Origin of the sequence: Streptomyces sp. NPDC050842, from assembly GCF_044456565.1 — a bacterium.
Classification (GTDB): Bacteria; Actinomycetota; Actinomycetes; order Streptomycetales; family Streptomycetaceae; genus Streptomyces.
In genome coordinates this window covers 257,276-278,620 of the sequence record NZ_JBITGA010000006.1, presented here as the reverse complement: position 1 = coordinate 278,620, position 21,345 = coordinate 257,276, and the positions used below count along the sequence as shown (strand labels likewise).

The 21,345-nt window shown below is 70.2% G+C and carries 18 protein-coding genes; 17 read left to right on the top strand and 1 reads right to left on the bottom strand.

Annotated features, from left to right (window positions below; translation table 11 throughout):
• Positions 1-603 precede the first annotated feature (603 nt).
• The 16 genes from ACIBG6_RS22035 to ACIBG6_RS21960 all read left to right on the top strand — a co-directional run bounded on the left by ACIBG6_RS22035 (position 604) and on the right by ACIBG6_RS21960 (position 18,382).
• A complete protein-coding gene (locus tag ACIBG6_RS22035; protein ID WP_019888619.1) occupies positions 604-963 on the top strand; it encodes an NADH-quinone oxidoreductase subunit A in 360 nt (119 codons plus the stop codon).
• A 17-nt stretch (positions 964-980) separates the two neighbouring features.
• Complete coding sequence (locus ACIBG6_RS22030; protein ID WP_024756031.1) at positions 981-1,535, top strand: NADH-quinone oxidoreductase subunit B family protein; 555 nt, start codon at positions 981-983, stop codon at positions 1,533-1,535.
• A complete protein-coding gene (locus ACIBG6_RS22025) occupies positions 1,532-2,263 on the top strand; it encodes an NADH-quinone oxidoreductase subunit C (RefSeq protein ID WP_399224236.1) in 732 nt (243 codons plus the stop codon). Before ACIBG6_RS22030 ends, ACIBG6_RS22025 begins: the two co-directional genes overlap by 4 nt.
• Positions 2,260-3,582 (top strand): NADH-quinone oxidoreductase subunit D, encoded by a 1,323-nt coding sequence (locus ACIBG6_RS22020; protein ID WP_399224235.1) that lies wholly within the window; start codon positions 2,260-2,262, stop codon positions 3,580-3,582. The genes ACIBG6_RS22025 and ACIBG6_RS22020 overlap by 4 nt, the downstream gene beginning before the upstream one ends.
• The gene (nuoE, locus tag ACIBG6_RS22015; protein ID WP_399224234.1) at positions 3,579-4,319 is read left to right on the top strand and encodes an NADH-quinone oxidoreductase subunit NuoE; all 741 of its coding nucleotides are present in this window, start codon (positions 3,579-3,581) and stop codon (positions 4,317-4,319) included. The genes ACIBG6_RS22020 and nuoE overlap by 4 nt, the downstream gene beginning before the upstream one ends.
• Positions 4,319-5,680, top strand: coding sequence for an NADH-quinone oxidoreductase subunit NuoF (gene nuoF, locus ACIBG6_RS22010; protein ID WP_399224233.1), 1,362 nt, complete (start codon positions 4,319-4,321; stop codon positions 5,678-5,680). Before nuoE ends, nuoF begins: the two co-directional genes overlap by 1 nt.
• The gene (locus tag ACIBG6_RS22005; protein WP_399224232.1) at positions 5,677-8,160 is read left to right on the top strand and encodes an NADH-quinone oxidoreductase subunit G; all 2,484 of its coding nucleotides are present in this window, start codon (positions 5,677-5,679) and stop codon (positions 8,158-8,160) included. Before nuoF ends, ACIBG6_RS22005 begins: the two co-directional genes overlap by 4 nt.
• Positions 8,157-9,518: an NADH-quinone oxidoreductase subunit NuoH gene (gene nuoH / locus ACIBG6_RS22000; protein ID WP_399224231.1), complete on the top strand. Its 1,362-nt coding sequence runs from the start codon at positions 8,157-8,159 to the stop codon at positions 9,516-9,518. Before ACIBG6_RS22005 ends, nuoH begins: the two co-directional genes overlap by 4 nt.
• Positions 9,511-10,089 (top strand): NADH-quinone oxidoreductase subunit NuoI, encoded by a 579-nt coding sequence (gene nuoI / locus ACIBG6_RS21995; RefSeq protein WP_399224230.1) that lies wholly within the window; start codon positions 9,511-9,513, stop codon positions 10,087-10,089. Before nuoH ends, nuoI begins: the two co-directional genes overlap by 8 nt.
• The gene (locus tag ACIBG6_RS21990; protein ID WP_399224229.1) at positions 10,086-10,913 is read left to right on the top strand and encodes an NADH-quinone oxidoreductase subunit J; all 828 of its coding nucleotides are present in this window, start codon (positions 10,086-10,088) and stop codon (positions 10,911-10,913) included. The genes nuoI and ACIBG6_RS21990 overlap by 4 nt, the downstream gene beginning before the upstream one ends.
• Complete coding sequence (gene nuoK / locus ACIBG6_RS21985; RefSeq protein ID WP_148005711.1) at positions 10,910-11,209, top strand: NADH-quinone oxidoreductase subunit NuoK; 300 nt, start codon at positions 10,910-10,912, stop codon at positions 11,207-11,209. The genes ACIBG6_RS21990 and nuoK overlap by 4 nt, the downstream gene beginning before the upstream one ends.
• An 11-nt stretch (positions 11,210-11,220) precedes the next feature.
• Entirely contained in the window at positions 11,221-13,113 is a 1,893-nt protein-coding gene (nuoL, locus tag ACIBG6_RS21980; protein ID WP_399224228.1) for an NADH-quinone oxidoreductase subunit L, read from the top strand.
• A gap of 7 nt (positions 13,114-13,120) precedes the next feature.
• Positions 13,121-14,716: an NADH-quinone oxidoreductase subunit M gene (locus ACIBG6_RS21975; protein WP_399224227.1), complete on the top strand. Its 1,596-nt coding sequence runs from the start codon at positions 13,121-13,123 to the stop codon at positions 14,714-14,716.
• Complete coding sequence (nuoN, locus tag ACIBG6_RS21970; protein ID WP_399224226.1) at positions 14,713-16,365, top strand: NADH-quinone oxidoreductase subunit NuoN; 1,653 nt, start codon at positions 14,713-14,715, stop codon at positions 16,363-16,365. Before ACIBG6_RS21975 ends, nuoN begins: the two co-directional genes overlap by 4 nt.
• Positions 16,366-16,563: 198 nt before the next feature.
• Positions 16,564-17,502 (top strand): helix-turn-helix domain-containing protein, encoded by a 939-nt coding sequence (locus ACIBG6_RS21965; RefSeq protein ID WP_399224225.1) that lies wholly within the window; start codon positions 16,564-16,566, stop codon positions 17,500-17,502.
• Positions 17,503-17,548: 46 nt separating this feature from the next.
• Positions 17,549-18,382 carry a carbohydrate-binding protein gene (locus tag ACIBG6_RS21960; protein WP_399224224.1) on the top strand — a complete coding sequence of 278 codons (834 nt, stop codon included), beginning with the start codon at positions 17,549-17,551 and terminating at the stop codon, positions 18,380-18,382.
• A 30-nt stretch (positions 18,383-18,412) separates the two neighbouring features.
• Here ACIBG6_RS21960 and fahA read toward each other — a convergent pair whose 3' ends face one another.
• The gene (fahA, locus tag ACIBG6_RS21955) at positions 18,413-19,639 is read right to left on the bottom strand and encodes a fumarylacetoacetase (protein WP_399224223.1); all 1,227 of its coding nucleotides are present in this window, start codon (positions 19,637-19,639) and stop codon (positions 18,413-18,415) included.
• Between the two features lie 292 nt (positions 19,640-19,931).
• Here fahA and ACIBG6_RS21950 point away from each other — a divergent pair, with 292 nt between their 5' ends.
• Complete coding sequence (locus ACIBG6_RS21950) at positions 19,932-21,296, top strand: LPXTG cell wall anchor domain-containing protein (RefSeq protein WP_399224222.1); 1,365 nt, start codon at positions 19,932-19,934, stop codon at positions 21,294-21,296.
• Positions 21,297-21,345: the final 49 nt, after the last annotated feature.

Genomic DNA, 21,345 nt, shown 5'->3' with positions numbered 1-21,345 from the left:
GTTGTGCAGGGAACGGGCGAATCCGCTTCTCTGGCGCCCTTATTGACGCCGTAACGGGCAAATCGGGCACGGCTCATTGCGCCCTTGATCATGCGTTTTCAATAAAACGTCCGAATTGCCCGTCACTTACCACCTCTTCACCTCGGTGGCCAAGCCCCGCTTTCCCGGACCCCCGCACGGCGTGACGCAGGTCACAGCCGGGCTCGTGAACGAGTGCACGCGTCCACTCCCGTACGCCGGACCCCTCGACCGGGCGATGCACGCTTCCTTTATCACCGGCGTCCGTCCCACCGCCAATTTGCTTGTATGGGACATGGCTTGATAGTGCGACACCCCCTCCGAGCAGCGACTTCCGGTACGGATGTCACATCTGGTGATCACCTGGGCGCTTCGCGCAACAAGATCACCCCTCATCCGGCTTCATGATCCTTCGTCAGGTGGTGGAGATCACAAACTCCTTGCTGCACCCCGTGTCGCAGATCACAGAGGGGCGGGCATAAGATGCGGGGCAGCCGGGCTTGTGAACTGCCTCACATGGGGGCGATCTTTCACGGTCCGGCCGTGCGATCCAACGGTCAAGGACGACTGGAAGGAGCGAGGAGCGTGAATGCGTACGCGCCCGTCCTCGTGCTCGGTGCCCTGGGTGCGGGGTTTGCGATCTTCTCCGTGGTCATGGCCACGCTTATCGGGCCAAAGCGGTACAACAGGGCAAAGCTTGAGGCGTACGAGTGCGGCATCGAGCCGACACCCACGCCCGCCGGAGGCGGCCGCTTCCCGATCAAGTACTACCTGACGGCGATGCTCTTCATCGTCTTCGACATCGAGATCGTCTTCCTCTACCCCTGGGCCGTCACGTTCGACGCCCTGGGGCTTTTCGGGCTCGTGGAGATGCTGCTCTTCGTGCTCACCGTCTTCGTCGCCTACGCGTATGTGTGGCGTCGTGGCGGCCTGGAATGGGACTGAGGGGCTGAGGGGCACCTATGGGACTCGAAGAGAAACTCCCGAGCGGCTTTCTGCTGACGACGGTCGAACAGGCCGCGGGCTGGGTGCGGAAGGCGTCCGTGTTCCCCGCGACGTTCGGCCTCGCCTGCTGCGCCATCGAGATGATGACGACCGGCGCCGGCCGGTACGACCTGGCCCGCTTCGGCATGGAGGTCTTCCGCGGATCGCCGCGCCAGGCCGACCTCATGATCGTCGCCGGCCGCGTCAGCCAGAAGATGGCGCCCGTCCTGCGGCAGGTCTACGACCAGATGCCCAACCCCAAGTGGGTCATCTCCATGGGCGTCTGCGCCTCATCGGGCGGCATGTTCAACAACTACGCGATCGTGCAGGGCGTCGACCACATCGTGCCCGTCGACATCTACCTGCCCGGCTGCCCGCCGCGGCCGGAGATGCTCCTCGACGCGATTCTCAAGCTCCACCAGAAGATCCAGACCTCCAAGCTCGGCGTGAACGCCGAGGAGGCGGCGCGCGAGGCGGAGGAGGCGGCGCTCAAGGCGCTGCCGACCATCGAATTGAAGGGTCTGCTCCGGTGAGTGACGAGACACCCAACCCCGAGAAGGAGCTGAGCGAGCAGAACCTGCCCGGTCAGCGCGGGGAGCACGGCGAGGAGGTACGCCTCCAGCGTGGCATGTTCGGCGCCAACAACGGCGGCGACACGTCCGGCTACAGCGGCCTCGTCCGCTCGATCCGCCTGCCCGGCCCGGCCGCCCGCCCGTACGGCGGCTGGTTCGACGAGGTCGCCGACGAACTCGAAGGCGCGTTGGAGGAGCAGGGACTGCTCCCGGACAACGCCATCGAGAGGACGGTCGTCGACCGCGACGAGCTCACGTTCCACATCGAGCGCGAGCACCTCGTCCGGGTCGCCCGGACCCTGCGCGACGACCCGGCGCTCCGCTTCGAGCTCTGCACCGGCGTCTCCGGCGTCCACTACCCGGGCGACAAGGGCCGCGAGCTGCACGCCGTCTACCACCTGCGCTCGCTCACCCACGGCAGGCTGATCCGCCTGGAGGTCTCGGCGCCCGACGCCGACCCGCGCATCCCGTCGCTCGTCGCCGTCTACCCGACGAACGACTGGCACGAGCGCGAGACGTACGACTTCTTCGGCATCGTCTTCGACGGCCACCCCGCCCTCACCCGGATCATGATGCCGGACGACTGGCAGGGCCACCCGCAGCGCAAGGACTACCCCCTCGGCGGCATCGCCGTCGAGTACAAGGGCGCCCAGATCCCGGCTCCGGACCAGCGGAGGTCGTACTCGTGAACACCCCGTCCGCCTCCCCCCGGGAGACGACCGAAGGCGCCGTCTACACGGTGACCGGCGGCGACTGGGAAGAAGTCGTCCAGTCCGCCGCCAAGGCCGACGACGAACGCATCATCGTCAACATGGGCCCGCAGCACCCGTCCACCCACGGCGTGCTCCGCCTCATCCTGGAGATCGACGGCGAGACCGTCACCGAGGCCCGCTGCGGCATCGGCTACCTCCACACCGGCATCGAGAAGAACCTCGAATACCGGACCTGGACGCAGGGCACCACCTTCGTCACGCGCATGGACTACCTCACCTCGTTCTACAACGAGACGGCGTACTGCCTCGGCGTGGAGAAGCTCCTCGGCATCACCGAGCAGATCCCGGACCGGGCGAGCGTCATCCGCGTCCTGCTCATGGAGCTCAACCGGCTCTCCTCCCACCTGGTGTGCATCGCCACCGGCGGCATGGAGCTCGGCGCCACCACGATCATGATCTACGGCTTCCGGGACCGCGAGATGATCCTGGACCTGTACGAGCTGATCACCGGCCTGCGCATGAACCACGCGTTCATCCGCCCCGGCGGCCTCGCCCAGGACCTGCCGCCCGGCGCCGTCGACGCCGTCCGCGAGTTCGTGAAGACCATGAGGAAGAACCTGCCGGAGTACGACAAGCTCGCCACCGGCAACCCCATCTTCAAGGCCCGCATGCAGGACGTCGGCTACCTCGACCTCACCGGCTGCATGGCCCTCGGCGCCACCGGCCCGATCCTGCGCTCCGCGGGCCTCCCGCACGACCTGCGCAAGACCGACCCGTACTGCGGCTACGAGAACTACGAGTTCGACGTCCCGACCGCCGACACCTGCGACTCCTACGGACGCTTCCTCGTCCGCCTGGAGGAGATGCGCCAGTCGCTGCGGATCGTCGAGCAGTGCCTCGACCGGCTCGCGCCGGGACCGGTCATGGTCGGCGACAAGAAGATCGCCTGGCCCGCGCAGCTCGCGCTCGGCCCCGACGGCCTCGGCAACTCCCTCGACCACATCAAGAAGATCATGGGCACCTCGATGGAGGCCCTGATCCACCACTTCAAGCTGGTCACCGAGGGCTTCCGGGTCCCCGCGGGGCAGGCCTACGCGGCCGTCGAGTCGCCCAAGGGCGAGCTCGGCGTGCACGTCGTCTCCGACGGCGGCACCCGCCCCTTCCGGGTCCACTTCCGCGACCCGTCCTTCACCAACCTCCAGGCCATGGCCGCGATGTGCGAGGGCGGCCAGGTCGCCGACGTCATCGTCGCCGTCGCCTCCATCGACCCCGTGATGGGAGGCGTCGACCGATGACGGAGAACGTCAGCCTGGGGATGCCCCAGCTCCCCGCCCCCGCGTACCCGGCCGAGGTCCACGCGCGCCTGACCGAGGACGCGAAGGCGATCATCGCCCGCTACCCGGACTCCCGCTCCGCGCTCCTGCCGATGCTGCACCTCGTGCAGTCGGAGGAGGGCCACGTGACCCGTACCGGCATGCGGTTCTGCGCCGACCTCCTCGGTCTGACCACCGCCGAGGTCACCGCCGTCGCCACCTTCTACACGATGTACCGGCGCAAGCCCTCCGGCGACTACCAGGTCGGCGTCTGTACGAACACGCTCTGCGCGGTCATGGGCGGCGACGCCATCTTCGACGAGCTCAAGGCCCACCTCGGCGTCGGCAACGACGAGACCACCGAGGACGGCAAGATCACGCTCGAACACATCGAGTGCAACGCGGCCTGCGACTTCGCGCCCGTCGTGATGGTCAACTGGGAGTTCTTCGACAACCAGACCCCGGAGTCCGCCAAGAAGATGGTGGACGACCTGCGGGCCGGCCGGACCGTCGAACCCACCCGCGGCGCCCCTCTCTGCACCTTCAAGGAGACCGCCCGCATCCTCGCCGGCTTCCCCGACGAGCGCCCCGGCGCCGTCGAGGCCACCGGCGGAGCGGGCCCCGCCTCCCTCGTCGGCCTGCGGCTGTCCAAGGGCGAGGCCCCGCACCACCGAATCGTTCACCCGCGCGGTGAGGCAACCCGTCAGGAGGGGAAGTGATGACCTTGGCGGCCGAGATCGACAACAACAACAGCCCCGAGAAGCTTCTCGCCCCCGTCCTCTCCGCCTTCTGGGACCAGCCCAACTCCTGGACCCTGGAGACCTACGAGCGGCACGAGGGATACCAGGGCCTCAAGCGGGCCCTCGCGATGAGCCCCGACGACCTCATCGCGTACGTCAAGGAATCCGGCCTCCGCGGTCGCGGCGGCGCCGGCTTCCCCACCGGCATGAAGTGGCAGTTCATCCCGCAGGGCGACGGCAAGCCCCACTACCTCGTCGTCAACGCCGACGAGTCCGAACCCGGCACCTGCAAGGACATCCCGCTCCTCTTCGCCAACCCGCACTCCCTCATCGAGGGAATGATCATCGCCTGCTACGCGATCCGCTCCGAGCACGCGTTCATCTATCTCCGCGGCGAGGTCGTGCCCGTCCTGCGTCGCCTCCACGAGGCCGTCCGCGAGGCGTACGCCGCCGGCTACCTCGGCCGGAACATCCTCGGCAGCGGACTGAACCTCGAACTCACCGTGCACGCCGGCGCCGGCGCGTACATCTGCGGCGAGGAGACCGCGCTCCTCGACTCGCTCGAAGGGCGCCGCGGCCAGCCCCGGCTGCGTCCGCCCTTCCCCGCGGTCGCCGGTCTGTACGCCTGCCCCACTGTCGTGAACAACGTCGAGTCCATCGCGTCCGTTCCCGCGATCCTCCACCGCGGCAAGGAATGGTTCACGTCGATGGGCAGCGAGAAGTCCCCGGGCTTCACGCTCTACTCGCTCAGTGGGCACGTCGTCTCACCCGGCCAGTACGAGGCCCCCCTCGGCATCACGCTCCGCCAGCTCCTCGACATGAGCGGCGGCATGCGGCCGGGCCACCGCCTCAAGTTCTGGACCCCCGGCGGCTCCTCCACGCCCATGTTCACCGAGGAGCACCTCGACGTGCCCCTCGACTACGAGGGCGTCGGCGCCGCCGGATCCATGCTCGGCACCAAGGCCCTCCAGTGCTTCGACGAGACGACCTGCGTCGTCCGGGCCGTCACCCGCTGGACCGAGTTCTACGCGCACGAGTCCTGCGGCAAGTGCACCCCCTGCCGCGAAGGCACCTACTGGCTCGTCCAGTTGCTCCGCGACATCGAGGCGGGCAAGGGCGTCATGGCCGACCTCGACAAGCTCAACGACATCGCCGACAACATCAACGGCAAGTCGTTCTGCGCCCTCGGCGACGGCGCCGCCTCGCCGATCTTCTCCTCGCTGAAGTACTTCCGCGCGGAGTACGAGCAGCACATCACGGGCAAGGGCTGCCCCTTCGACCCCGCCAGGTCGACCGTCTGGGCCGACCGGCGCGCCGACAACACGGAGGTGAACGCATGACAGTCACCACGTCTGCCCCCTCCGGGGGCGGCGAGGCGGCGCTCCCGCCCCAGGACCTCGTCACGCTGACCATCGACGGCATCGAGATCTCCGTCCCCAAGGGGACGCTGGTCATCCGCGCCGCCGAACAGCTCGGCATCGAGATCCCGCGCTTCTGCGACCACCCGCTCCTCGACCCCGCCGGCGCCTGCCGCCAGTGCATCGTCGAGGTCGAGGGCCAGCGCAAGCCCATGGCCTCCTGCACCATCACCTGCACCGACGGCATGGTGGTGAAGTCGCAGCTGACCAGCCCGGTCGCCGAGAAGGCCCAGCACGGCGTGATGGAGCTGCTCCTCATCAACCACCCGCTGGACTGCCCCGTCTGCGACAAGGGCGGCGAGTGCCCCCTGCAGAACCAGGCCATGTCCCACGGACAGTCCGAGTCCCGCTTCGACGGCCACAAGCGGACCTACGAGAAGCCCGTGGCGATCTCCACCCAGGTGCTCCTCGACCGCGAGCGCTGCGTGCTCTGCGCCCGCTGCACCCGCTTCTCCAACCAGGTCGCGGGCGACCCGATGATCGAGCTGATCGAGCGCGGCGCGCTCCAGCAGGTCGGCACCGGCGAGGGCGACCCCTTCGAGTCGTACTTCTCCGGCAACACCATCCAGATCTGCCCGGTCGGCGCCCTCACCTCGGCCGCCTACCGCTTCCGCTCCCGCCCCTTCGACCTGGTCTCCTCGCCGTCGGTCTGCGAGCAGTGCGCCGGCGGCTGCGCCACCCGCACCGACCACCGGCGCGGCAAGGTCATGCGGAAGCTCGCCGCCGAGGACCCCGAGGTCAACGAGGAGTGGATCTGCGACAAGGGCCGCTTCGCCTTCCGGTACGCGCAGCAGCGCGACCGGCTCACCACCCCCCTCGTCCGCAACTACGAGACCGGTGAGCTCGAAGCGGCGTCCTGGCCCGAGGCCCTGGAGGCCGCCGCCCGCGGACTCGTCCGCGGCCGCACCGGCGTCCTCGCCGGAGGCCGGCTGACCGTCGAGGACTCCTACGCGTACGCCAAGTTCGCCCGGGTCGCCCTCGACACCAACGACGTCGACTTCCGCGCCCGGGTCCACTCCGGCGAGGAGGCCGACTTCCTGGCCTCCGCCGTCGCCGGACGCGGACGGGACCTGGACGGTACGGGTGTCACGTACACCTCGCTCGAAGCCGCCCCGGCCGTCCTCCTCGTCGGCCTGGAGTCCGAGGAGGAGGCCCCCGGGGTCTTCCTGCGGCTCCGCAAGGCCTGGCGCAAGCACGGGCAGAAGACGTACGCGATCGCCTCCCACGCGACCCGCGGCCTGGAGAAGTCGGGCGGCACCCTGCTGCCCGCCGCCCCCGGCACCGAGACCGAGTGGCTCGACGCGCTCACCTCCCGGGTCAGCCTCGAAGGCGACGGACTCGCCGCCGCCGAGGCCCTCCGCAGTGAAGGCGCCGTCATCGCCGTCGGCGAGCGCCTCGCGGGCGTGCCCGGCGCGCTCACCGCCGCCCTGCGCGCGTCGGCCGCCACCGGCGCCCGGCTCGTCTGGATCCCGCGCCGTTCCGGCGAGCGCGGAGCGGTGGAGGCGGGCGCGATCCCGACCCTGCTGCCCGGAGGCCGGCCCGCGACCGATCCGCGCGCGCGGGAGGAGGTCGCCGCCGCCTGGGGCGTCCGCGAACTCCCGCACCGCTACGGCCGCGACACCGGCCAGATCGTGGAGGCCGCCGCCACCGGCGAACTCGGCGCCCTGCTCGTCGCCGGCGTCGACGTCGTCGACCTGCCCGACCCGGCACGGGCGCGTGAGGCACTCGACGCGGCGTTCGTGGTCTCCCTGGAGCTGCGGCCCGGCGAGGTCACCGAGCGCGCCGACGTCGTCCTGCCGGTCGCCGCCGTCGCCGAGAAGCCCGGCACCTTCCTCAACTGGGAGGGCAGGGCGCGCCTCTTCGAGGCCGCGCTCAAGCCCGAGCAGATGACCAGGCCGCTGGCGCCGTCGGACGCGCGCGTGCTCCACATGCTCGCCGACGCCATGGACGCCCACCTGGCCCTGCCCGACCTGCGGTCCGTACGACGGGAGATCGACCGGCTCGGCCGCTGGACCGAGGAGCGGGCCTCCGAGCCCACCGAGCCCGGCCAGGCCGCGCCCCGGCCCGGCGACGGCGATGCCGTCCTCGCCGGACACCGGCTCCTCCTCGACCTCGGCCGCCTCCAGGAGGGCGACACCGCCCTGGCCGGCACCCGCCACGCGGCCGTCGCCCGGCTCTCCGCCGCCACCGCCGCCGACACCGGCGTCAAGGACGGCGACACCCTGGAGGTCACCGGCCCGGCCGGATCGGTCACCTTCCCGCTCCAGGTCACCGAGATGCCCGACCGCGTGGTCTGGCTCCCGCTGAACTCGACCGGCACCGGCATCTACTCCGACACCGGAGCCCACCCCGGCGACCTGGTCCGCATCGGCGCGGCCACCACGACGGAGGTCCAGGAATGAACACGGTCCTCGCCGCCGAAGACCTGTCCATGTTCGGCACGGACCCCTGGTGGCTCGTCCTGATCAAGGCCGTCTTCTGCTTCGCCTTCCTGATGGTGACCGTGCTCTTCTCCATCGTGTGGGAGCGCAAGGTCGTCGCCTGGATGCAGCTGCGCATCGGCCCCAACCGGCACGGCCCCTGGGGCATGCTCCAGTCCCTCGCGGACGGCATCAAGCTGATGCTGAAAGAGGACGTGATCGTCAAGAAGGCCGACAAGGTCGTCTACGTCCTCGCCCCGATCATCGCCGCCGCCCCCGCGTTCATGGCGATCGCCGTGATCCCCTTCGGGCCCGCCGGCAACGAGGTGTCGATCTTCGGCCACCGCACGACGATGCAGCTCACCGACCTGCCGATCGCGATGCTGTACGTCCTCGCGATCGCCTCCGTCGGCATCTACGGCATCGTCCTCGCCGGCTGGTCCTCCGGCTCCACGTACCCGCTCCTCGGCGGCCTGCGGTCGTGCGCGCAGATGATCTCGTACGAGATCGCCATGGGCGCGGCCTTCGCCTCCGTCTTCCTCTACTCCGGGTCGATGTCGACCTCGGCGATCGTCGAGGCGCAGGCGGACCGCTGGTTCGTCATCCTGCTGCCGGTCTCGTTCATCATCTACATCGTCACGATGGTCGGCGAGACCAACCGCGCCCCCTTCGACATGCCGGAGTCCGAGGGCGACCTCGTCGGCGGCTTCAACACCGAGTACTCGTCCATCAAGTTCGCGATGTTCATGCTCGCCGAGTACGTGAACATGGTGACGGTCGCGGCCGTGTCGGTGACGCTCTTCCTGGGCGGCTGGCGGGCCCCGTACCCGGTCTCCACCTTCTGGGAGGGCGCGAACCACGGCTGGTGGCCGATGCTCTGGTTCGTCCTCAAGGTGCAGCTGCTCCTCTTCTTCTTCATCTGGCTCCGCGGCACGCTGCCCCGCGTCCGCTACGACCAGCTGATGAAGCTCGGGTGGAAGGTCCTCATCCCGGTCTCCGTGGTCTGGCTCATGCTCGTCGCCACCGTCCGGGCCCTGCGGAACGAGAACATCGCGTTCAGCAACATCGTCCTGTACGTGGCGGGTGCCGTCCTCGGACTGCTGCTGCTCTCCTTCCTCTTCGACACGTTCCGCGACAGGAAGGCGAAGGCCGAGGCGGAGGCCCCCGAGGCCGAGCGGACCTTCGACCCGATGGCCGGAGGCTTCCCCGTACCGCCCAAGCCCGGACAGTCCCTGCCGCCCGTGCCCCGGCGCAGGCCGCGGCACGACAAGGACCTCGTTGTCAGTGGCGCCTCCGATACTGCTACTGCGAGTGAGGGAAAGGAGACGGACGGTGTCTGACTTTCAGAATCCGGTGGCCGGCTTCGGCGTGACCTTCAAGGCCATGTTCAAGAAGCGGCTGACCGAGCAGTACCCGGAGCAGGAGAAGACGACGGCGCCCCGCTTCCACGGTCGGCACCAGCTCAACCGTCACCCCGACGGCCTGGAGAAGTGCGTCGGCTGCGAGCTGTGCGCCTGGGCCTGTCCCGCCGACGCCATCTACGTCGAGGGCGCGGACAACACCGACGAGGAGCGGTACTCGCCCGGCGAGCGGTACGGCCGCGTCTACCAGATCAACTACGCCCGCTGCATCCTGTGCGGGCTGTGCATCGAGGCCTGCCCCACGCGCGCGCTGACGATGACCAACGAGTTCGAACTGGCCGACTCCTCCCGCGAGAACCTGATCTACACCAAGGAGCAGCTCCTCGCGGGTCTCGAGGAGACGATGGTCGACTCGCCGCACGCGATCTTCCCCGGGATGACCGAGCAGGACTACTACCGGGGCCTCGTCACCGAGGCCGCGCCGGGGACGGTCCAGCAGGTCGCGGTCTCCAACGGCGAGAAGGGCGAGCCGGAGGGGGCGGACGCATGAGCGCGAACCTCGCGGCCTACGCCACGTCTTCCGGTGAGGCCTTCCAGTTCTGGGTCCTCGGCACCGTCGCCGTCGTCGGCGCCCTCGCCACGATCCTGATGAAGAAGGCCATGCACAGCGCGCTGTCGCTGGCCGGCACGATGATCATCCTCGCGGTCTTCTACCTCGCCAACGGCGCGTACTTCCTCGGCATCGTCCAGATCGTCGTCTACACCGGCGCGATCATGATGCTCTTCCTCTTCATCGTCATGCTGGTCGGCGTCACGGCCGCGGACTCCCTGAAGGAGACCATCAAGGGGCAGCGCTGGTGGGCCGCGGCCTGTGGCCTCGGCTTCGGCATCCTGCTGACCGCCGGCATCGGCCAGGCCTCGCTCACCGAGTTCAACGGCCTCGGCGCGGCCAACTCCGCGTACGGCGGGAACGTCGAGGGCCTCGCCGCCCTCATCTTCACCAAGTACGTCTTCGCCTTCGAGATCACCGGCGCGCTCCTCATCACCGCGGCCGTCGGCGCGATGGTGCTCACCCACCGCGAGCGCACCCAGCGCGCCGCCACCCAGCGCGAACTGTCCGAGCAGCGCGTACGCGAGGGCACGCACGTGCCGCCGCTGCCCGCGCCCGGCGTCTACGCCCGGCACAACGCCGTGGACGTCGCCGGTCTGCTCCCCGACGGCTCCCCGTCGGAGCTCACCGTCATGCAGACCCTGCGCAAGCGGGGCCAGATCCGGGACGTGTCCAGCGAGGCGCTGGCCGACCTCAAGGCCCTGGAGCAGCGCTCCGAGGAGCGGCTCGGCCGGGACCGGGACGAAGAGGAGGCCACCCGGTGAACCCCGTCAACTACCTGTATCTCGCGGCCCTGCTGTTCACCATCGGTGCGGTCGGGGTCCTGATCCGGCGCAACGCGATCGTGGTCTTCATGTGCGTCGAGCTGATGCTCAACGCCTGCAACCTCGCGTTCGTCGCCTTCTCCCGCATGCACGGCAACCTCGACGGCCAGATCATCGCGTTCTTCACGATGGTCGTCGCCGCCGCGGAGGTCGTCGTCGGGCTCGCGATCATCGTGTCCGTCTTCCGTGCCCGCCACTCGGCCTCGGTCGACGACGCCAGCCTGATGAAGCTGTAAGGGGCGGAATCGTGGACAACTTGATTGCGCTGCTCATCGCGGCGCCTCTGCTCGGAGCGGTCGTCCTGCTCTGCGGCGGACGGCGGCTCGACAAGACCGGGCACTGGCTCGGCACCCTCCTCGCCGCCGTCTCCTTCCTCATCGGCCTGGCGCTCTTCGCCGACATGCTCGGCAAGAGCGCCGACGACCGGGCGATGCACCAGCGGCTGTACACCTGGATCCCGGTCGAGGGCTTCCAGGCGGACATCGCCTTCCAGCTCGACCAGCTGTCGATGACCTTCGTCCTGCTGATCAGCGGGGTCGGCACGCTCATCCACGTCTACTCCATCGGCTACATGGAGCACGACGAGCGCCGCCGCCGCTTCTTCGGCTACCTCAATCTGTTCGTCGCGGCGATGCTCCTGCTCGTCCTCGCCGACAACTACCTGCTCCTGTACTTCGGCTGGGAGGGCGTCGGCCTCGCCTCGTACCTCCTGATCGGCTTCTGGCAGCACAAGCCCAGCGCGGCGACCGCCGCGAAGAAGGCCTTCCTGGTCAACCGGGTCGGCGACATGGGCCTGTCGATCGCCATCATGATCATGTTCACCACCTTCGGGACCTTCGCCTTCGGGCCGGTCCTGGCGTCGACCGGCGAGGCGTCCCAGGGCACCCTGACCGCGATCGGCCTGATGCTGCTCCTCGCGGCCTGCGGCAAGTCGGCCCAGGTGCCGCTGCAGTCCTGGCTCGGGGACGCGATGGAGGGCCCGACCCCGGTCTCGGCCCTCATCCACGCGGCCACGATGGTGACCGCCGGTGTCTACCTGATCGTCCGCTCCGCCGACATCTTCAACGCGGCGCCGGACGCGCAGCTCGTCGTCACCGTCGTCGGCGCGGTCACGCTCCTCTTCGGTGCGATCGTCGGTTGCGCGAAGGACGACATCAAGAAGGCCCTCGCCGGCTCGACGATGTCGCAGATCGGCTACATGATCCTGGCGGCGGGCCTCGGCCCCATCGGCTACGTCTTCGCGATCATGCACCTGGTGACCCACGGCTTCTTCAAGGCCGGGCTCTTCCTCGGTGCCGGTTCGGTCATGCACGGCATGAACGACGAGGTCGACATGCGGAAGTACGGCGGGCTGCGGAAGTACATGCCGGTCACCTTCGTCACCTTCGGCCTCGGCTACCTCGCGATCATCGGCTTCCCGGGTCTGTCCGGCTTCTTCTCCAAGGACAAGATCATCGAGGCCGCCTTCGCGAAGGGCGGCACCGAGGGCTGGATCCTCGGCGCGGTCACGCTGCTCGGCGCGGCCATCACCGCGTACTACATGACGCGCGTGATGCTGATGACCTTCTTCGGCGAGAAGCGCTGGCAGGCCGATGCGGAGGGGAACGACCCGCACCCGCACGAGTCGCCCAAGTCCATGACGATCCCGATGGTCCTGCTGGCCGTCGGCTCGGTCGGCGCCGGCGCCTTCTTCGAGTTCGCCGGATTCGTCGAGTGGCTGGAGCCGGTCACCGGCTACGCCCACGGCCACCCGCCGATCAGCGCCGCCGCCGTCACCGCCGCCACCGTCGCCGTCATGGTGATCGGCGTCGGCCTCGCCTACCTCCAGTACGGGCGCAGGCCCGTCCCGGTGGTCGCCCCGCGCGGCTCGCTCCTCACCCGGGCCGCCCGCCGCGACCTGCTCCAGGACGACTTCAACCACGCCGTCTTCGTCACGGGCGGCACGCACCTCACCCGCTCGCTCGTCTACGTCGACCACTCCCTGGTCGACGGCGTCGTCAACGGGACCGCGGCCGCCGTCGGCGGGCTCTCCGGCCGGCTGCGCAAGCTCCAGAACGGCTACGCCCGCACGTACGCGGTCTCCATGTTCGGAGGTACTGCGGTGCTGATCGCCGCGACCCTGCTGATGAGGGCGGTGTAACTGTCACATGTCTGAAATCAACACAGGTTTCCCGCTCCTTACGGTCACGGCAGCGGTGCCGGCGCTCGGTGCGATCCTCACCGCCGCCGTCCCCGCCGCCCGTCGCACCGCCGCCAAATGGCTGGCGCTGCTCGTCTCGCTCGCCACGCTCGTGCTCGCCGCCGTCGTCTTCGTACGGTTCGAGCCCGGCGGCGAGCGGTACCAGCTGACCGAGTCCCACGCGTGGATCAAGGACTTCGGGGTCCGGTACGAACTCGGCGTGGACGGCATCGGGGTGGCGCTCATCGCGCTCACCGCGCTGCTGATCCCCTTCATCATCCTGGCGGGCTGGCACGACGCCGACCCCCTGGAGACGAAGTCGTCCCGCTGGCGCCCGACCCAGGGCTTCTTCGCCCTGATCCTCATGGTCGAGGCGATGGTGATCCTCTCCTTCGAGGCCACCGACGTCTTCCTCTTCTACGTCCTCTTCGAAGCCATGCTCATCCCGATGTACTTCCTCATCGGCGGCTTCGGCGACCGGGCGCACTCGGGCTCCGACGAGAACGCGGCGGCCCAGCGCTCGTACGCGGCGGTCAAGTTCCTGCTCTACAACCTCGTCGGCGGCCTCATCATGCTGGCCGCGGTCATCGGGCTCTACGTGGTCGCGGGGAACTTCTCGCTCACCGAGATCGCCGAGGCCCGCGCCAACGGGTCCCTCGACATGGCGACCAACACCGAGCGGCTGCTCTTCCTCGGCTTCTTCTTCGCCTTCGCGGTGAAGGCGCCGCTGTGGCCGCTGCACACCTGGCTGCCGAACGCGATGGGGGAGGCGACCGCCCCGGTCGCCGTCCTCATCACCGCCGTCGTCGACAAGGTCGGCACCTTCGCGATGCTCCGCTTCTGCCTCGGGCTCTTCCCCGAGGCCTCGAAGTGGGCCACCCCGGCGATCATCGTCCTCGCGCTCATCAGCATCGTGTACGGGGCGCTCGTCGCGGTCGGCCAGCGGGACATCAAGCGGCTGGTCGCCTACGCGTCGATCTCGCACTTCGGCTTCATCATCCTGGGCATCTTCGCGATGACCACCCAGGGCCAGTCCGGTGCCACGCTCTACATGGTCAACCACGGCATCTCGACGGCCGCGCTGATGCTCGTCGCCGGCTTCCTGATCTCCCGGCGCGGCTCGCGGCTCATCGCCGACTACGGCGGTGTGCAGAAGGTCGCCCCGGTGCTCGCCGGCACCTTCCTGATCGGCGGTCTCGCGACCCTGTCGCTGCCCGGACTCGCGCCGTTCGTCAGCGAGTTCCTGGTCCTGGTCGGCACCTACGCCCGGTACCCGGTGGCCGGCGTCATCGCCACCACCGGCATCGTCCTCGCCGCGCTCTACGTCCTCGTGCTGTACCAGCGGACGATGACCGGACCGGTGAAGGAGGAGGTGCGGGAACTGCCGGACCTGCGGGTGCGCGAACTGGCGGTGGTCGTCCCGCTGATCGCCCTCCTGATCCTCCTCGGCGTCTTCCCGAAGCCGCTGACGGACGTCGTCAACCCGGCGGTGCAGCACACCATGTCCGACGTCCAGCAGAAGGACCCCCAGCCCACCGTGCCCAACGTGGAGGCCGCCCAGTGAGTACAACGGCTGTCCACAGCCTGTGGACGACGGCGGCGGTCGAGCCGCTGAGCAAGATCCCGGCCCCCCACATCGAGTACACGCAGCTCTCGCCCGTACTCATCGTGATCGGCGCCGCGATCGTCAGCGTCCTCGTCGAGGCCTTCGTGCCCCGCAAGGGCCGGTACGTGGCCCAGGTCTTCCTCTCGGTCCTGGCCCTCGTCGCCGCCTTCGCCGCGGTCGTCGGCCTGGCGGCCGGCGGCTACGGCACCACCAAGGCCCAGATCGCGGCCATGGGCGCCATCGCCGTCGACGGACCCGCCCTGTTCCTCCAGGGCACCATTCTCCTCGCCTCGATCGTCGCGGTCTTCACCTTCGCCGAGCGCAGGCTCGACCCGGCCGACCACGGCCACAAGGTCGACTCCTTCGCCGCCGAGGCCGCCGCCGTCCCCGGCAGCGAGCAGGAGAGGGCGGCCGTCAAGGCCGGCTTCACCACCACCGAGGTCTTCCCGCTCGCGCTCTTCGCGATCGCCGGCATGCTCGTCTTCCCGGCGGCCAACGACCTCCTGACGCTCTTCGTCGCCCTGGAGGTCTTCTCCCTCCCGCTGTACCTGCTCTGCGCCGTCGCCCGCCGCAAGCGGCTGATGTCGCAGGAGGCGGCCGTCAAGTACTTCCTCCTCGGCGCGTTCTCCTCGGCGTTCCTGCTCTTCGGGATCGCCCTGCTCTACGGCTACGCCGGCTCCGTCTCGTACGCGACGATCGCCCGGGTCGTCGACGGCGCCGTCGTCTCCGTCGACCCGGCGCTCGCCGACACCATGGGCAACGACGTCCTGCTGCTCATCGGCTTCGCCATGGTCCTCACGGGGCTCCTCTTCAAGGTCGGCGCCGTGCCGTTCCACATGTGGACCCCGGACGTCTACCAGGGCGCCCCGACCCCGGTCACCGGCTTCATGGCCGCCGCGACCAAGGTCGCCGCGTTCGGCGCGCTGCTCCGCCTGCTGTACGTGGTGCTGCCGGGCCTCACCTGGGACTGGCGGCCGGTCATGTGGGGCGTCGCGATCGTCACCATGCTGGGCGGTGCGATCGTCGCCATCACCCAGACCGACATCAAGCGGCTCCTGGCGTACTCGTCCATCGCGCACGCCGGGTTCCTGCTGGCCGGTGTCATCGCCGCCACCCCCGACGGCATCTCGTCCGTCCTCTTCTACCTGTTGGCGTACTCCTTCGTGACGATCGGCGCGTTCGCCGTCGTCACGCTGGTCAGGGACGCGGGCGGCGAGGCCACCCACCTCTCCAAGTGGGCCGGGCTCGGGCGCCGTTCGCCGCTCGTCGCGGCGGTCTTCGCGGTCTTCCTGCTCGCCTTCGCCGGCATTCCGCTGACCTCCGGCTTCTCCGGCAAGTTCGCGGTGTTCAAGGCGGCGGCGGACGGCGGCGCGGGCGCGCTCGTCGTGGTCGGTGTGCTCTCCTCGGCGATCGCCGCGTTCTTCTACATCCGGGTGATCGTGCTGATGTTCTTCAGCGAGCCGAAGGCGGACGGCCCCACGGTCGCCGTGCCCTCCGCGCTGACGACGCTCGCCATCACGGCGGGCGTCGTGGTCACGCTGGTGCTCGGCCTCGCGCCGCAGTACTTCCTGGACCTGGCGAACCAGGCGAGCGTCTTCGTCCGGTAGGCGTCACGCGCGTGCGGGGCCCGGCTCGATGCGAGCCGGGCCCCGCAGCCGCGTTCAGGGGCACTTGGGCACTTCCCCAGGGCCACCCACTCGGCGGCCAGGGGCGCCGCACACGGGGGTGACCCATGGGAGGTGCCCGTGTCATCGTGGAAACCGCCCCGAATGGTCTGTACCACTCACCCGGGAGGAAGCGTCACGATGCGCGGCTCGACCGTCTTACCAGGGACTCCCTGCGCCGCCCCCCGAGCGGGCGACCCGCCCGTCCACCGCCTGGAGCTGCGCCTCCCCGACGACGTGCCCTTCGCCGCCGGAAGCTTCGACGCCGTCGGCCCCCTGTCGAGGGCCGCCTTCCCCCACCGCCACACCTTCTACGAGATCGTCCACGTCACCGCCGGGACCGGCACCCACGTCGTCGACCTGGCCCGCTGGGAGCTCCGCCCGCCCCACCTGGCCGTGATCGTGCCCGGACAGGTCCACCACTGGGAGGACGCGCACGGCCTGGACGGCACCGTCGTCCTCTTCACCGAGGACTTCCTCCTCGACCACCCCGGCGACCGGGACCTGCTGCGCCGCCTCGGCGAACGCCCCTGGCTCACCCTCGACGGGCCCACCCACGCCCGTACCGCCGGGCTGATGGCCGAGCTCGCCGAGGAGTACGGGCACGGAGCCGCCGGCTTCGCGACGGTCCTGCGGTCCCTGCTGCGGGTCCTCCTCGTCCGTACGGCGCGACTCCCGGGGCCCGAGGCCGCGCGTACGGCCGGGGCGCCGGCCGGCCGATTCGCCGCCGTCGCCGGGGAGTTCGCCCGCCTGATCACCCCTGCCGGTGCGGAGTACCGGTCCGTACGGGAGTGCGCCGAGCGGATCGGGGTCACCCCCGGCTACCTCACCGAGGCCGTACGGGCCGCCACCGGCCGCACCCCCGGCGCCCTGCTCCGCGAGGCCCGCACACGCGAGGCACAACGACTGCTCGTCGGAACCGGGTTGACGATCCGCCAGGTCGCGGCGCGGGTCGGCTTCGACGATGCCGCGTACTTCTGCCGCTTCTTCCGCCGCGAGACGGGCCACAGCCCGGGGGACTTCCGAAAACACCACGACCGCCGTGTTCCGTCCCTCGAAGTCGACGGCCCGCGCCCCTAGGTTCGTTGCCATCCCCGCCACCCCCGCCCCCGCAGGAGGAGCAGGCATGGACCACGAAACCAGTACCGGGCACATCACCCGCAAGGCGGTGCTGCGCGCCGCGCTCGCCGCCGGCATGGCGGCGCCCGCGGTGCTCATGGGCGTCCCGGCGCTCGCCCGAACCCTCACCGCCGGCGAGGCGGCGCCCGCGCTCACCCCGGAGTGCGACGACGGCGACGACCCGACCGTGCCGCAGACCGAGGGCCCGTACTTCAAGCCGAACTCGCCGCTGCGGACCAGCCTGGCGGAGTCCGGCACCCCCGGGATCCGGCTCACCGTCAGCGGCTATGTCTTCGGACTCGCCTGCCGGCCGATATCGGGCGTCCTGCTCGACTTCTGGCAGGCCGACACCAACGGCGCCTACGACAACACCGGATTCCGCTTCCGCGGGCACCAGTTCACCGACGCACAGGGAGCCTTCAAGCTCACCACGATCGTGCCCGGCCTCTACCCCGGCCGCACCCGGCACCTCCACGTCAAGCTCCAGGCCCCCGGCCGGCCCGTGCTCACCACCCAGCTGTACTTCCCGAACGAACCCCGCAACAACACCGACACCATCTTCGACCCGCGGCTGCTCATGACCGTCCGGGACGCGGGCGGAGCCCGGGAGGCCGCCTTCGACTTCGTCCTGAACGTGCCGCAGGCCCCCGGCCCGAGCCCGACGGCGACTCCGACGGCGACTCCGACGGGGTCTCCCGGCGGGACCTGGGCCGCCGGGACCGCCTACCGGGCCGGGGACTCCGTCACGTACGGCGGCCTGGGCTACGCGTGCCTCCAGGCGCACACGGCCCAGGCCGGCTGGGAGCCGCCGAACGTCCCCGCGCTGTGGCGGGTGCGCTGACGGCCGTACGGGTCAGGCGGCTCAGACGGCTCAGGCGGAAGGAGCGATCCGGCCCCGGACCTCGCCGAGACCCACCCGCGTACCGTCCGGGCCCGGCGCCCAGGCCGTGAGCACGACCTCGTCGCCGTCCTCCAGGAACGTCCGCTTGCCACCGGCCAGTTCGAGCGCGTCCCGGCCGTTCCAGGTGAGTTCGAGCAACGAGCCGCGCTGGCCCACCTCGGGCCCGGAGACCGTCCCGGAGCCGTACAGGTCACCCGTGCGCAGCGAGGCGCCGTTCACCGTCATGTGGGCGAGCTGCTGGGCCGCCGTCCAATACATGGTGGAGAAGGGCGGCTCGGCCACGGTCTCGCCGTTGATCTCCACCGTGATCCGCACGTCGAAGCCGCCCGGCTCCTCCGCGGCCGCGTCGTCCAGGTACGGAAGCAGCGGGAAGTCCCGCGCCGGCGGGGCCGTCCGGGCCGCGTCCAGCGCCTCCAGGGGAGTCACCCACGCCGCGACCGACGTCTGGAACGACTTGCCGAGGAACGGGCCGAGCGGCACGTACTCCCAGGCCTGGATGTCCCGCGCCGACCAGTCGTTGAGCAGCGACAGACCGAAGACGTGCTCCTGGAAGTCGCCGAGCGCGACCGGTCGGCCCAGCTCCGACGGGGTGCCGACGAGGAAGCCGACCTCCGCCTCGATGTCCAGCTTCACGGACGGACCGAAGACCGGGGCCGCGTCCGTCGGCGCCTTGCGCTGCCCGGAGGGGCGCACGACATCGGTGCCGGAGACCACGACCGTGCCCGCGCGACCGTGGTAACCGATCGGCAGGTGCTTCCAGTTGGGGGTGAGGGCGTCGCCGTCCGGGCGGAAGATCCGGCCCACGTTCGTCGCGTGGTGCTCGCTCGCGTAGAAGTCGACGTAGTCCGCGACCTCGTAGGGCAGGTGCAGCGTCACCCCGTCCAGCGGGTACAGCAGCGGCTCGATGTCCGCCCGGTGCGCCGGCACCGTCACCCAGGCCGTGAGCGCCCGGCGCACATCGCGCCAGGCGGTCCGCCCGGCCGCGAGCAGCGGGTTCAGGCTCGGCTGGGCGAGCAGCGCCGCATAGGGCGAGCCGAGCGCGTGCGCAGCGGCGCCCGCGTCCAGCACGTGCCCGCCGATCCGGACGCCGAGCCGGCGGCGCCCGGGCTCGTCGGCGGTCGAGAAGACGCCGTACGGGAGGTTGTGCGGGCCGAAGGGATCGCCCTCGGCCAGGTCGAGCGGGCTGTGCTCGGACATCTGTGCGTGCCTCGCTTTCCACGTGTGTGGGGGACACGTTACGGGGCCCGCCGCCGGGCGCTGATGACATGGATCACATAGAAAGTGCGGCCTCCGTGGGCAACTGTCCGCATTCGCGCGGTATGTGGCCGGGATCGGTCGAGACACCCGTCCCGAACTGCGGAAACAGCCCTCCCGCGGAGGCACCCCGAGCCCTACGATCGCGGTGGCGTCGCGCCGCGTGAAGTCCCCGCGGAGGCACGCCCCAACACGCTCTTTTCATCTTCCTTGACCAGGAAAAAGGGTCCACACTGTGAAGATTCGTCGCATCCTCGCGACCGCCGTGGCCGCCGCCGTGACCACCCCGGTCGTGTTCCTCTCCGCCGCCCCGGCGTTCGCCGACACCAAGCCGTCGCCCGCGTCGACGCAGAAGCCCGCGTCCGACGACGAGGACGAGAAGCCCTCGTACGAGGAGCTGGAGAAGGCCGTCGCCGACGCGGAGGCCAAGCTCGACGAGCTGGAGACCCAGCGCAAGGCCGTCGTGCAGGACCTCAAGGACGACAATGTCGGCGAGGCCGTGAAGACCGAGCTCGCCGCCGCCAAGGCCGCCGTCGAGGCCGCCAAGACCGCGAAGGCCACCGCCGACGCCGCGCTCGTCACGGCCGAGGCGGACCTGGCGAAGCTGAAGGAGACCGGCAGCACCGCCACCCCGGAGGAGATCGCGACGGCCGAGCAGGCCGTCACCACCGCGAAGACCGCCGCCGTGGCCGCCGCCGCCACCAAGGACGCGGCCGACCTCCGTCTGAAGACCGCGCGTACCGCCTTCGACGACGCGCGGGTCGCCCTCGCTACGAAGGCCGGCCTCCTCGCCGCCGACATCGTCGTGGCCGAGCAGGAGCTCGCCGACGCGGAAGAGGCCCTGGAGGCCTTCGAGGAGGGCCTCGGCGACTGCTACGAGGACGGCGGTGTCAAGGTCGCCCTGAACGGCCCGAAGTCGGTTACCGCCGGCGACACCGCGATCTTCTCGCTGCGTGTCAGCAACACCTCCGACCGGACCCTCGACGAGGTCCAGGCCCTCCCCTACGCCGCGGCCCTGCCCGACGAGGAGGAGGTCCTCGACGACGAGTCGGACTTCAAGGAGTACATCTCCATCGAGTGGTCCTCCGCCGACGTCCTGGAGTGGACGCCGATCACCGTGGAGCACGACGCCATCGAGATCGGTGACCTGGTCAAGGGCGGCTCCAAGGACGTGAAGCTGCGCCTCACCCTCGACGACGAGACGCCGGTCGGCCCCGGTGTCGCCTTCGCCGTCGGCGCGTACCAGAACAACGACGGGACCTGCGGTTTCGGCGACGAGTACGCGACCGCCGAGTTCGACATCCTCGCGGCCAAGGGCGACAAGCCGACCCCGAAGCCCACCTCGGCGACGACGAAGCCCACCCCGGAGCCGTCCCCGTCGACGACGACGCCGACCCCGGCGCCGACCGTCACCTCCACGGGCAACGGCAACACCACCCAGCAGGGCGGCTCGTCGAACACCGCGGTGAACAACGGCGCTCTCGCCGCCACCGGTGCGAACGACACCCTGCCGCTCGGCCTCGCCGCCGCGGGTGCCGTCGCCCTCGGCGCCGGCGCGCTCGTCTTCGCCCGCCGCCGCAAGGCCGGCGCGAACGCGTAAGGCATCACGAAGGCGCCCGTACCCCCCGCCGGGTACGGGCGCCTTCGCG

Coding starts and splice junctions, on each gene's coding strand:
- ACIBG6_RS22030 (WP_024756031.1), top strand. CDS start 981: ATGGGACTCGAAGAGAAACTCCCGAGCGGCTTTCTGCTGACGACGGTC.
- nuoE (WP_399224234.1), top strand. CDS start 3,579: ATGACGGAGAACGTCAGCCTGGGGATGCCCCAGCTCCCCGCCCCCGCG.
- nuoF (WP_399224233.1), top strand. CDS start 4,319: ATGACCTTGGCGGCCGAGATCGACAACAACAACAGCCCCGAGAAGCTT.
- ACIBG6_RS22005 (WP_399224232.1), top strand. CDS start 5,677: ATGACAGTCACCACGTCTGCCCCCTCCGGGGGCGGCGAGGCGGCGCTC.
- nuoH (WP_399224231.1), top strand. CDS start 8,157: ATGAACACGGTCCTCGCCGCCGAAGACCTGTCCATGTTCGGCACGGAC.
- ACIBG6_RS21990 (WP_399224229.1), top strand. CDS start 10,086: ATGAGCGCGAACCTCGCGGCCTACGCCACGTCTTCCGGTGAGGCCTTC.
- ACIBG6_RS21975 (WP_399224227.1), top strand. CDS start 13,121: ATGTCTGAAATCAACACAGGTTTCCCGCTCCTTACGGTCACGGCAGCG.
- ACIBG6_RS21965 (WP_399224225.1), top strand. CDS start 16,564: ATGCGCGGCTCGACCGTCTTACCAGGGACTCCCTGCGCCGCCCCCCGA.
- ACIBG6_RS21960 (WP_399224224.1), top strand. CDS start 17,549: ATGGACCACGAAACCAGTACCGGGCACATCACCCGCAAGGCGGTGCTG.
- fahA (WP_399224223.1), bottom strand. CDS start 19,639: ATGTCCGAGCACAGCCCGCTCGACCTGGCCGAGGGCGATCCCTTCGGC.